We start from the raw sequence: 11,887 nt of genomic DNA, 5'->3' as shown, positions 1-11,887 counted from the left end.
ATGTTCGGTGGGTGGTGGGCCCGGTGGTCGGGTGGGCGGCGGGCGCGGGTGGTCCGGGGAGCGCGGGCCCGGGTGGTCCAGGGAGCGCGGGCCCGGGTGGTCCAGGGAGCGCGGGCGCGGGTGAGGCGGCGCGTGCGGGCGCGGGGTGACGATGGCGGCCCAGGGTGAACTGCCACCCCGTTCTCCCGGCGCCCCTTGCGGGACACCGCGCTCACCCGGGGCTTTACCGTTGCGGTGTGTCCTACTTCGACGCTGCCTCCTCCGCCCCCCTGCACCCCGTGGCCCGGCAGGCGCTGCTCGCCTCGCTCGACGAGGGGTGGGCCGACCCTGCCCGGCTCTACCGCGAGGGGAGGCGGGCCCGGCTGCTGCTCGACGCCGCCCGCGAGGCCGCCGCCGATGCCGTGGGCTGCCGCCCGGATGAGCTTGTTTTCACCCCTTCGGGGACGCGCGCCGTACATTCCGGGATCTCCGGAGCGCTCGCGGGACGTCGGCGTGCCGGCCGGCACCTGGTGGTTTCCGCGGTCGAGCACTCCTCGGTACTCCATTCGGCTGCCGCGCTGGAGGCGGACGGGGGTTCGGTGACCGAGGTAGGCGTGGACCGGGCCGGTGCGGTCTCCCCCGCCGCGTTCGCCGACGCGCTCAGGCAGGACACGGCGCTCGCCTGTCTCCAGTCCGCCAACCACGAGGTGGGGACGGTGCAGCCGGTGGCCGAGGTCGCCGCGGCGTGCCGGGCCGCCGGGGTGCCGCTGCTCGTGGACGCGGCGCAGTCGCTGGCATGGGGTCCGGTCGAGGGTGGCTGGTCGCTGCTCGCGGGCAGCGCGCACAAGTGGGGCGGCCCGGCGGGGGTCGGGCTGCTCGTGGTGCGCAAGGGGGTGCGGTTCGCGGCCCAAGGCCCGGCGGACGAGCGGGAGTCGGGGCGGGCGGCCGGGTTCGAGAACATTCCGGCCGTCGTGGCGGCGGCGGCCTCGCTGCGGGCGGTGCGGGCCGAGGCGGCGGAGGAGGACGCGCGGCTGCGGGAGTTGACGGAGCGGATCCGGGCGCGGGTGCCGGGGCTCGTGCCCGATGTCGAGGTGGTGGGCGACCCGGTGCGGCGGCTGCCGCACGTGGTCACCTTCTCCTGTCTCTATGTCGACGGAGAGACTCTGCTGCACGAGCTGGACCGGGCCGGTTTTTCTGTTTCGTCCGGATCGTCGTGCACGAGCAGCACGCTGACGCCGAGCCATGTGCTCAAGGCGATGGGGGTGCTGAGCGAGGGGAACGTACGGGTGTCGCTGCCGCTCGGGACGGCGGCGGACGACGTGGAGAGGTTCCTCGAGGTGCTGCCGGGGACGGTCGCTTCGGTACGGGAGCGGCTCGGGGCGACGGCCGTGACCGCGCCCGCTCCCGCGCCGGCGAGCGCTCCCTCGCTCGTGGTCGACGCGCTGGGGAAGCGGTGCCCGATCCCCGTCATCGAGCTGGCGAAGGTGATCGGGGACGTGCCGGTGGGCGGGACCGTGACCGTGCTCGCCGACGACGAGGCGGCCCGGCTCGACATCCCGGCGTGGTGCGAGATGCGGAGTCAGGAGTACGTCGGGGAGGAGCCGGCGGAGCGCGGTGCCGCCTATGTGGTCCGCCGGCTCTCCTGAGGGGGCTACTTCAGGTGCTGCCGCACGTCGGCCGCGGCCTCATGGCCGTACGCCTTGGTGAAGCGGTCCATGAAGGAGCTGCGGCTCAGCTGGTACTCCTGCGTGCCGAGGGTCTCGATGACCAGCGTGGCGAGCATGCAGCCGACCTGGGCGGCGCGCTCGTGGCCGACGCCCCAGGCCAGGCCGGAGAGGAAGCCCGCGCGGAACGCGTCGCCGACGCCGGTCGGGTCGACCTTGGCCTTCTCCTCGGCGCAGCCGACCTCGATCGGGTCCCCGCCGGTGCTCTCGATCCGGACGCCGCGCGAGCCGAGGGTGGTGACGCGGTGGCCGACCTTGCCGAGGATCTCCTCGTCGGTCCAGCCGGTCTTGCTCTCGATGAGGCCCTTCTCGTACTCGTTCGAGAAGAGGTACGTGGCGCCGTCCAGGAGCGTGCGGATCTCGTCGCCGTTCATCCGGGCGATCTGCTGCGAGAAGTCCGCGGCGAACGGGATGGAGCGCGAGCGGCACTCCTCCGTGTGGCGGAGCATGCCCTCCGGGTCGTCCGCGCCGATCAGGACCAGGTCGAGGCCGCCGACGCGCTCGGCGACGGACTGGAGCTCGATGAGGCGGGCCTCACTCATGGCGCCCGTGTAGAAGGAGCCGATCTGGTTGTGGTCGGCGTCCGTGGTGCACACGAAGCGGGCGGTGTGCAGGACCTCGGAGATGCGCACGGAGGCGGTGTCCACGCCGTGCCGGTCGAGCCAGGCGCGGTACTCGTCGAAGTCGGAGCCCGCGGCGCCGACCAGGATCGGGTCCGTGCCGAGCTGCCCCATGCCGAACGCGATGTTCGCGCCGACACCGCCCCGGCGGACGTCGAGGTTGTCGACGAGGAAGGAGAGGGAAACCGTGTGCAGCTGATCCGCGACCAGCTGGTCGGCGAAGCGGCCGGGGAAGGTCATGAGGTGGTCGGTGGCGATGGAGCCGGTGACTGCGATACGCACGGCGTGGTCACGTCTTCCTGAGCGGAGGGGGTTGACGCTTTACGCTACCGGGTCACGCCCCGTCCGGCCGAAGCGGCAAAACTACCCGATAGTAGGGCTTTCTTCGCAGGGCCGTACCTGCTTAGCGTTCCTCTATGACGAACCTCAAGGTCCGCACCGCGTCCGCACCGCTCGACCTCGAAGGCGGCCTCGCCTCCCTGCGCGGCGACTGCGCCCGAATGGCCCCGCACTGGAGGGCCCCCGCCAAGGACAAGCAGACCCCCGTCGCCCCCTCCCGCATCCACGGCGTCGTCGTGCCCTCCAAGTCCGCGCGGCTCATCGACTCGATGTCCGAATACGGGGACTAGAGGGGACTGCATACGGGCCTGCTCGGCCCCCGGGGAGCCGGGAGGGAACCGCACGCTCCCCCGCCGCGTCCCATCGCTGTCCCCCGTAAAGGGGATACGGCGTACGACGCGACAGGCAAAGGAGCGATGCGGTGAGCACCGAGCAGACGCAGGATCGACACCGGGGGCGGTCTCCGCTGGCCGTCGCCTCGGTCGCGGCAGCGGTACTCCTCGTCGGTGGCGGTGGCGCGTATTTCGCGGCGACCTCGGCCGACGGCAGTGGCCGCGGCGGCACCCCGGCGGCCGGCGACGACTCCACTCCCCCGCCTCTCGCCCTGGACGGTTACCGGGCGGGCGGCACCGGCTCCACCTCGGGAATCGCGCCGGGTGAGCCCGACCCGAACGGCACCCGCTACCGGGCCGACGGCAAGCTCCCCACGGGTCCCGGCGACGCCCCCGTCTACCGGACCGAGGGCAAGGTGACCGCGGCCGATGTCGCCGCACTCGCCAGGACCCTGGACGCGCAGGGCACCCCGCGCCTGGAGAACGGCGCCTGGAAGGTGGGCCCGGCGAAGGACGGCTCGGGTCCCTCACTCCAGGTGACCGAGCGGGCACCCGGCGCCTGGACGTATGCGCGCTACGCACCGTCCGCGGGCCACAAGTGCGCGAGCCCGACGAAGTGCACCGAAGCGCCGGGGAACGGCAGCACCAAGGACGCCGTGAGCGAGGCCGCCGCGAAGGAGGCGGCCACCCCCGTCCTCAAGGCGCTCGGACAGGACGACGCGAAGCTCGACGCGCGCCAGCTGATGGGCGCGATACGGGTGGTGAACGCGGAGCCCCGCGTCGGCGACCTGCCCACCTACGGCTGGACCACGGGCGTCCAGGTCGGCCCGGACGGTCAAGTGGTCGGCGGCAGCGGCCAGTTGAAGGAGCCGGCCAAGGGCGACACGTACCCCGTGATCAGCGCGCAGAAGACGCTCGATCTGCTCAACTCCGCGGCTGTCGGGGCCGGTCGCGTCGGTATCGGCGGCTGCGCGAGTCCGGCGCCGGTGAAGGAGCGGGACGAGGCACCGTGCAAGGCGCCGACGAAGCTGCCCGCGGCGGAGCCCGTCCATGTCACGGGCGCGACGTTCGGGCTCTCGGCGCAGTTCACGCGGGGGCGGCAGATCCTCGTACCGTCGTGGCTGTTCCAGGTGAAGCCGCAGGGCGGGCAGGCGGCCTTCACGGTGACGCATCCCGCGGTGGACCCGAAGTTCCTGACGTCGCCGCACGCGCCGAAGCCGGCGGACAAGCCGAGCCCGCGGCCGAGCGTGCGGCCCGGCGACCCGGGGACCACCACCCGCGACGTGCGCCCCGACGGCTACACCGTGGACGGGCGGACGCTCACGGCGCACTTCACGGGCGGCGTGTGCAGCACCTACACGGCCTCGGCGACGCAGCAGGACGGCAAGGTCGCCCTGAAGGTCACCGAGACACAGAAGAAGGGCGCGGTCTGCGTCGCGATGGCGAAGTTCTACACGCTGCCGGTGACGCTGGACGAGCCGCTCGACGGCCGTAAGGTCGTGGACTCGAAGGACAAGGCGGTGCCGCACGCGGACAGCGGACGCGGGCACGAGCCGGCTCCGCAGAGCTGAGCGCGTGACAACACACGAAGCGGCGATTCCCCCTCGAGCAGGGAACCGCCGCTTCGTGTGTGTACAGGCTCAGGCTCAGCTGAACGAGTCGCCGCAGGCGCAGGAACCCGTGGCGTTCGGGTTGTCGATCGTGAAGCCCTGCTTCTCGATGGTGTCGACGAAGTCGACGGACGCGCCGCCCAGGTACGGGGCGCTCATGCGGTCGGTGACGACCTTGACGCCACCGAAGTCCTTGACGACGTCCCCGTCGAGGGAGCGCTCGTCGAAGAAGAGCTGGTAGCGCAGGCCGGAGCAGCCTCCGGGCTGAACGGCGACGCGCAGCGCCAGGTCGTCGCGCCCTTCCTGGTCAAGGAGGGCCTTGACCTTGGCCGCGGCGGCGTCGGACAGGAGGATGCCGTCGCTCACGGTGGTGGTCTCGTCCGATACGGACATCTGCTTCTCTCCAGGGTTGTACGGAGACTGCTTGCCGACGTTCCAACCGGCGGGGCCGCGGATTCATTCCGGCCCTGGCGCTCGTGTTTCGCCTCTCGGCGAGTTCGGCTTCCTTGCCCTTTCATGCTCGCACACCCCGCGCGCGGCGGACACGGGCCGGTCCACGCGGATTGCGTCACATCGACACGATGGCCATCGTCATTCTGACGTGAAGCAGTTATGATAGATAGCGTCATTTCGACGAGAAGCCTCGCCGCACGAATGTCATAACAAGAAAGGGTGCGTGACGTGACCACGGCCCAGACCCCCGTTGACCTGGACGTCCAGCCGACTCCGCTGGCTCTCCTGCTGCTCGGCCGCGAGGCCGACCCGCGGAGCGAGCGCGGCGTGGAGTGCCCTGGAGACCTGCCCTCCCCGTCCGACCCGGACCTGGTGGAGCGCGCCCGCGCGGCCAAGGAGAAGCTGGGGGACAAGGTCTTCGTGCTCGGCCACCACTACCAGCGCGACGAGGTCATCCAGTTCGCGGACGTCACCGGTGACTCCTTCAAGCTCGCCCGCGACGCGGCCGCCCGGCCGGAGGCCGAGTACATCGTCTTCTGCGGTGTGCACTTCATGGCCGAGTCCGCCGACATCCTCACCGGCGACGACCAGAAGGTGGTCCTGCCCGACCTGGCCGCCGGGTGCTCCATGGCCGACATGGCCACCGCCGAGCAGGTCGCCGAATGCTGGGACGTGCTGACCGAGGCCGGCGTAGCCGAGCAGGTCGTGCCCGTCTCGTACATGAACTCCTCCGCCGACATCAAGGCCTTCACCGGCAAGCACGGCGGCACGATCTGCACCTCGTCGAACGCGAAGAGGGCCCTGGACTGGGCCTTCGAGCAGGGCGAGAAGGTGCTCTTCCTGCCGGACCAGCACCTGGGCCGCAACACCGCCGTGCGGGACATGGGCATGTCCCTGGAGGACTGCGTCCTGTACAACCCGCACAAGCCGAACGGCGGCCTGACCGCCGAGGAGCTGCGGAACGCGAAGATGATCCTGTGGCGCGGGCACTGCTCGGTGCACGGGCGCTTCTCGATCGACTCGGTCGACGACGTCCGCGAGCGGATCCCCGGCGTACGCGTCCTGGTGCACCCCGAGTGCAAGCACGAGGTCGTCGCCGCGGCGGACGAGGTCGGCTCGACGGAGTACATCATCAAGGCCCTCGACGCGGCCCCGGCCGGGTCGAAGTGGGCGATCGGCACCGAGCTCAACCTGGTGCGGCGCCTCGCCAACGCGCACCCCGACAAGGAGATCGTCTTCCTCGACAAGACGGTCTGCTTCTGCTCGACGATGAACCGCATCGACCTGCCCCACCTGGTGTGGACCCTGGAGTCCCTGGCCGAGGGCAACCTGGTCAACCGGATCGAGGTCGACCGCGAGACCGAGCAGTTCGCCAAGCAGGCGCTGGAGCGGATGCTGGCGCTGCCGTAGGCATGAGCGCCTGAAAAGCCCGGAGCCCGGGTCCCGCCTCTCGGTGGGACCCGGGCTCCGGGCTTTGTGCCGGGTGCGTCAGACCTGGGCCGGCTCCGGCTCGCCGGACTCGGCCTCCGAGGCCTGCGCGGCCTCCTGCTCGGCCGGCACGCCCGCCTTCTTCGCCCGCTTCGCCTCACGCTTCTTGCTGCGCCGCTCCTTGCGGAGCTCCAGCATCGCGTAGAGCGTCGGGACGAGGAGGAGCGTCAGGAGCGTCGACGTGATCAGACCGCCGATCACCACGACCGCGAGCGGCTGGGCGATGAAGCCGCCCTCGCCGGTGACGCCGAGCGCCATCGGGAGCAGGGCGAAGATCGTCGCCAGGGCCGTCATCAGGATCGGGCGCAGACGGTGGCGGCCACCCTCGATGACCGCCTCGATCGTGCCGTAGCCCTCCTTGCGGTACTGGTTGATCAGGTCGATCAGGACGATCGCGTTGGTGACCACGATGCCGATGAGCATCAGCATGCCGATCATCGCCGGGACGCCCATCGGGGTGCCGGTGGCGACGAGCAGGCCGATCGCGCCGGTCGCCGCGAACGGGATCGAGACCAGCAGGATCAGCGGCTGGGCCAGCGAGCGGAACGTGGCGACCAGGAGCATGAACACGATCGCGATCGCGGCCAGCATCGCGAGGCCGAGGTTCTTGAACGCGTCGTCCTGGTCGGACGTGACGCCGCCGATCGTGGCCGTCGCGCCCGCGGGCAGCTTCAGCGCGTTGATCTTCGTCTGCAGGTCGGCGCTGACCGCGCCCGTGTTGTCACCGGTCGGCTTGGCCGTGATCGTCGCGGCGCGGGCGCCGTCGATCCGGGTCATGGAGACCGGCCCGTCGACCAGCTTCACGGTGGCGATGTCGCCGAGCTTCAGACCGCCGGGGCCCATCGGGAGCTTCTTGAGCTCGTCCATGGTGGTGGCGGGCTTCGCCGACTTCACGACGACGTCGCGCTCGGTGTCGTCGAGGATCGCCTTGCCGCTGGTGGTGCCGCGCACGGCCTGGCCGACGGCCGCGCCGAGCGTGGTGTCGTTGAACCCGGCCGCGGCGGCCTTGGAGTTGGCCTTGACCGAGATGCGCGGGACCGACTGCGACAGGTCGCTGGTGACGTCCGTGACGTCGTCCAGCTTGGCGACCTCGTCGCGTACCTCGTCGGCCGCCTTGCGCAGGACCTGACCGTCGGCCGCCTTCACGACGACGCTCAGGTCCTGGCTGCCGAAGCCGTCACCGGCCGCGATGGTGGTGCGGCCGACCCCGGTGAGCTCCCCGAGGCCCTTCTCGATGCGGTCCTGGGTCTTGTCGTACGACGCCTTGTCCTTCAGCGTCACCTGGTACGACGCCTGGTTGGTGTCGGTGCCGCCGCCGAAGGCCGCCATGAAGCCGGACGAGCCGATGGTGACCTGGTAGTCCTTGACCGAGTCGATGCCGTCGAGCATCCCCTCGATCTTCTTCGCCGCGGCGTCGGTCGCCGCCAGGCTGGTGCCCGGCTTCAACTCCTGCTTGATGGACAGGACTTCCTGCTCGCCCTGGTCGAAGAAGTTCGTCTTCAGCATGGGGGCCATGCCGAACGTGCCGACCAGGACCACGACCGCGATGAGGACGCTGGTGAGGCGGCGACGGGTCGCGAAGCGCAGGACGGGGACGTAGATCCGCTGGAGCCAGGAACGCGCCTCCTTCTCCTCGGCCTTGCGGCGCGCCTCCTCCGGGTCGACGCCCTTGATCGCCTTCGGCGGGCGCAGGAACCAGTACGACAGGACCGGCACGACCGTGAGCGAGACGATCAGGGAGGCCAGCAGGGCCGCCGTGACCGTCAGCGAGAACGAGCCGAACAGCTCGCCGACCATGCCGCCCACCAGGCCGATGGGCAGGAAGACGGCGACGGTGGTCAGGGTCGACGACGTGACGGCGCCCGCGACCTCGCGGACCGCCTTGAGGATCGCCTCCTGGCGCTCCTCGCCGTAGCCGAGGTGCCGCTTGATGTTCTCCAGGACGACGATGGAGTCGTCCACGACACGGCCGATCGCGATGGTCAGCGCGCCGAGCGTGAGCATGTTGAGCGAGAGGTCGCGGGTCCACAGGACGATCAGGGCCAGGACGACCGAGAGCGGGATCGAGACCGCGGTGACCAGGGTCGAGCGGATCGACGCCAGGAAGACCAGGATGACGAGGACCGCGAAGAGCAGACCGAGCGCGCCTTCCGTGGTCAGGCCGTCGATGGACTTGGAGACGGCGGGGCCCTGGTCGCTGACGACCGTGAGCTTCGCGCCGGTGCCGAGGTCCTTGCGCAGGCCGGGGAGCTTGTCCTTGACCGCGTCGGAGATGGCGACCGCGCTGCCGTCGTGGTCCATGGTGACCATGACGGCGAGGCTGGGCTTGCCGTCGGTGCGGGTGATCGAGTCGGCCTTGGCGGGCTGCTGCGCCACCTTGGCGACGTCACCGAGGCGTACGGGCTTCCTGACGCCCTCGCCGGTGACCATCAGGTCCTGGATCTGCTTCAGGGAGGTGAAGCCGCCGCCGACCTGGACGGTGCGGTTGCTGCCGCCCTCGTCGAAGGAGCCGGCCGGCACGGTCGCGCCACCCGCTTGGAGGGACTGGCCGAGCGCGGCCTGGCTGATGCCGGCCGCGGCGAGCTTCTTGTCGTCGGGGGTGACGGTGACCTGGAGGTCGCGCACACCGTCGACGGTGACCTGGCCGACGCCGTCGATGTCCTTGAGGGAGGGGACGACGGTCTTGTCGAGCTGGTCGGCGAGCGCCTGCTGGTCCTTGTCGGACGTGACGGCGAGGACGACGGTCGGTATGTCGTCCGTGGAGCCCGCGATGACCTGCGGGTCGACGTCGTCGGGGAGCTGGGCGCGGGCCCGGTTCACGGCCTGCTGGACGTCGGCGACGAGCTGCTTGGAGCCGTTGCCGTAGTCGAACTGGGCCATGATCACGGCGTTGCCCTCGCTCGCCGTGGAGGTGATGCCGGTGATGCCGTCGACCGCGTCGATGGTCGACTCGAGCGGCTCGATGACCTGCTTCTCGACCACGTCGGGAGAAGCGCCCTGGTACGGGGCCAGGACGGACACCATGGGCAGTTCGATGGAGGGCAGCAGCTGCTGCTTGAGCTGAGGGATCGCGATGGCGCCGAAGACGATCGCGATGATCGACATCAGCCCGATCAGGGCCCGTTGAGCGAGGCTGAATCTCGACAGCCAGGACATGGTGTGGGTCTCTCTCTGTGGCGAGCGCGGCAGGAGGAGGCCCCGGGAGTCCGGGGGACGCGGCTGCATCCTGAGAACGCGGTGCGTCCGCGGACATGTGCGGGGCCCCCTACACACTCAGTCATGCGCGAGGGTGGTTCCGTCGCTCCCAGGTCCCGTTCTTATGCGCCGCATACTGCGCCCGTAGTACGCGGAGGCCCCGGCTCACTCCACCCTTGGACGGACCAGGCCCGATTCGTACGCGATTACTACGAGTTGGGCACGGTCGCGCGCGCCGAGCTTGGCCATGGCCCGGTTCACATGGGTCTTGACCGTGAGGGGGCTGACCTGGAGGCGCTCCGCGATCTCGTCGTTCGAGTGGCCGCCGGCGACCTGGACGAGGACCTCGCGCTCGCGGGTCGTGAGCGCGGCGAGGCGTTCGCCGTGGGCGCCGCCGGGGCGCGCCCCCTCCTCCCAGTCTCCGTAACCTTCGCCCTGCGCGAGGAACTTGGCGATCAGCCCCTTGGTCGCGACGGGCGACAGGAGCGCATCACCCGCGGCGGCGATCCGCACGGCGCCGAGCAGTTCCTCGGGTTCGGCGCCCTTGCCGAGGAAGCCGGAGGCGCCCGCGCGCAGCGACTGGACGACGTACTCGTCGACCTCGAAGGTCGTGAGCATCACGACGCGTACGTGCGCGAGTTCGGGGTCGGCGCTGATCAGACGGGTCGCGGCGAGTCCGTCGGTGCCGGGCATCCGGATGTCCATCAGGACCACGTCGGCCTTCTCGGACTTGGCGAGGCGGACCGCCTCCGCGCCGTCCGAGGCCTCGCCGACGACGAGCATGTCGGGTTCGGAGTCCACGAGGACGCGGAAGGCGCTGCGCAGCAGGGCCTGGTCGTCGGCGAGCAGTACCCGAATGGTCATCCAGCGTCCCTCGTGTCCGTGGCACGGCCCCCGGTGACGTGGGCCTGGACGGGCAGGATCGCATGGACGCGGAACCCGCCCCCGTACCGCGGTCCCGCCGAGCAGCTGCCGCCGATCGCGGCGGCGCGCTCGCGCATGCCGAGGAGACCGTGGCCGCCGCTGTCGGCCGAGGGCTGCGCGGTGCCCGGCCCGTTGTCGAGGATCGTGACCTCGATGTTCGGGCCTACGCGCACGACGCTGACCTCGGCCTTGGCCTCGGCGCCCGCGTGCTTGCGCACATTGGTGAGGGCCTCCTGGACGATGCGGTAGGCGGCCAGGTCGACGGCGGCCGGCAGATCGACGGCCCGGTCGGCGCAGGCGACCTCGACGGGCAGGCCCGCGTTGCGGAACGTGCCGACGAGGTCTTCGAGGCGGTCGAGTCCCGGGGCCGGTTCGGTGGGGGCCTCGGGGTCGCCGGACTGCCTCAACAGGCCCACGGTGGCGCGGAGTTCGTTGAGCGCGGAGCGGCTCGCCTCACGCACGTGCGACAGCGCCTCCTTGGCCTGGTCGGGGCGCTTGTCCATGACGTGCGAGGCGACGCCCGCCTGGACGTTGACCAGGGCGATGTGGTGCGCGACGACGTCGTGCAGGTCGCGGGCGATGCGCAGGCGCTCCTCGGCTACGCGGCGCCGGGCCTCCTCCTCCCGCGTGCGCTCGGCCCGCTCGGCCCGCTCGCGGATCGCGTCGACGAACGCGCGCCGGCTGCGCACGGCGTCCCCGGCCGCGGCGGCCATGCCGGTCCAGGCGAAGACGCCGATGTTCTCCTGCGAGTACCAGGGCAGCGGGCCCGCCAGCATGGCGGCGGCGGTGAGGACGGTCATGGTGGCGAGGCCGACGCGCCAGGTGGTGGGGCGGTCGGTGGTGGCGGCGACGGTGTAGAGCGCGACGACGGCGCTCATCGCGACGGGCGCGCGGGGGTCGCCGGTGATGAGCTCGGCGAGGGTGACGGCGGATGTGGCCGCGAGGACCGCCATGGGGGCGCGGCGCCGCAGGACGAGGGCGGCCGCGCCGAGCACCATGAGGACGACGCTGAGGAGCTGGGGGCTGCGGGTGCCCCAGGTGGGGGTGCCGTCGTGGCCGCCGTTCGGATCGACGAAGGATGCGGCGACCATGCAGAACAGCACCGCTGCCGCGAGGGCCGCGTCCATGGCCCGGGGGTGGGCCCTGGCCCAGCGTACGAAGGGGGTCACCGGCGTCACGGTATCGCCCCCTCGTCCGTGCGCGGCACGCCCGTCCACTTGCGG

At 71.3% G+C, this 11,887-nt stretch carries 9 protein-coding genes; 4 read left to right on the top strand and 5 right to left on the bottom strand.

The window, feature by feature from the left end; all coding sequences use genetic code 11:
- Window positions 1-236: 236 nt before the first annotated feature.
- Window positions 237-1,625 (top strand): cysteine desulfurase/sulfurtransferase TusA family protein, encoded by a 1,389-nt coding sequence (locus tag ACIPWY_RS09010; RefSeq protein ID WP_393698426.1) that lies wholly within the window; start codon window positions 237-239, stop codon window positions 1,623-1,625.
- Between the two features lie 5 nt (window positions 1,626-1,630).
- Here the strand turns inward: ACIPWY_RS09010 and ACIPWY_RS09005 are convergent, their stop codons facing one another.
- Entirely contained in the window at window positions 1,631-2,605 is a 975-nt protein-coding gene (locus ACIPWY_RS09005; protein WP_362899956.1) for a carbohydrate kinase family protein, read from the bottom strand.
- Window positions 2,606-2,739: 134 nt separating this feature from the next.
- Between ACIPWY_RS09005 and ACIPWY_RS09000 the strand changes: the two genes are divergently transcribed.
- Together ACIPWY_RS09000 and ACIPWY_RS08995 are read left to right on the top strand one after the other, a co-directional pair.
- A complete protein-coding gene (locus ACIPWY_RS09000; protein WP_362899954.1) occupies window positions 2,740-2,952 on the top strand; it encodes a hypothetical protein in 213 nt (70 codons plus the stop codon).
- Window positions 2,953-3,083: 131 nt separating this feature from the next.
- A complete protein-coding gene (locus ACIPWY_RS08995; RefSeq protein WP_393698423.1) occupies window positions 3,084-4,565 on the top strand; it encodes a hypothetical protein in 1,482 nt (493 codons plus the stop codon).
- Between the two features lie 75 nt (window positions 4,566-4,640).
- On the opposite strand, the gene ACIPWY_RS08990 is transcribed toward ACIPWY_RS08995, so the two are convergent.
- Complete coding sequence (locus tag ACIPWY_RS08990) at window positions 4,641-4,997, bottom strand: iron-sulfur cluster assembly accessory protein (RefSeq protein ID WP_100592151.1); 357 nt, start codon at window positions 4,995-4,997, stop codon at window positions 4,641-4,643.
- Between the two features lie 279 nt (window positions 4,998-5,276).
- On the opposite strand from ACIPWY_RS08990, the gene nadA reads away from it, so the two are divergent.
- Window positions 5,277-6,467 (top strand): quinolinate synthase NadA, encoded by a 1,191-nt coding sequence (nadA, locus tag ACIPWY_RS08985; protein WP_362899951.1) that lies wholly within the window; start codon window positions 5,277-5,279, stop codon window positions 6,465-6,467.
- Between the two features lie 78 nt (window positions 6,468-6,545).
- On the opposite strand, the gene ACIPWY_RS08980 is transcribed toward nadA, so the two are convergent.
- The 3 genes from ACIPWY_RS08980 to ACIPWY_RS08970 all read right to left on the bottom strand — a co-directional run bounded on the left by ACIPWY_RS08980 (window position 6,546) and on the right by ACIPWY_RS08970 (window position 11,791).
- On the bottom strand, window positions 6,546-9,701 hold the full coding sequence (locus tag ACIPWY_RS08980; RefSeq protein WP_393698420.1) for an efflux RND transporter permease subunit: 3,156 nt from the start codon (window positions 9,699-9,701) through the stop codon (window positions 6,546-6,548).
- A 204-nt stretch (window positions 9,702-9,905) separates the two neighbouring features.
- Window positions 9,906-10,604 carry a response regulator transcription factor gene (locus tag ACIPWY_RS08975; RefSeq protein ID WP_362899947.1) on the bottom strand — a complete coding sequence of 233 codons (699 nt, stop codon included), beginning with the start codon at window positions 10,602-10,604 and terminating at the stop codon, window positions 9,906-9,908.
- The gene (locus ACIPWY_RS08970) at window positions 10,601-11,791 is read right to left on the bottom strand and encodes a sensor histidine kinase (RefSeq protein WP_362900093.1); all 1,191 of its coding nucleotides are present in this window, start codon (window positions 11,789-11,791) and stop codon (window positions 10,601-10,603) included. Before ACIPWY_RS08970 ends, ACIPWY_RS08975 begins: the two co-directional genes overlap by 4 nt.
- Window positions 11,792-11,887 lie beyond the last annotated feature (96 nt).

This window comes from Streptomyces sp. NPDC090032 (assembly GCF_044748025.1).
GTDB lineage: Bacteria > Actinomycetota > Actinomycetes > Streptomycetales > Streptomycetaceae > Streptomyces.
This window is presented reverse-complemented; position numbering and strand designations above follow the sequence as displayed.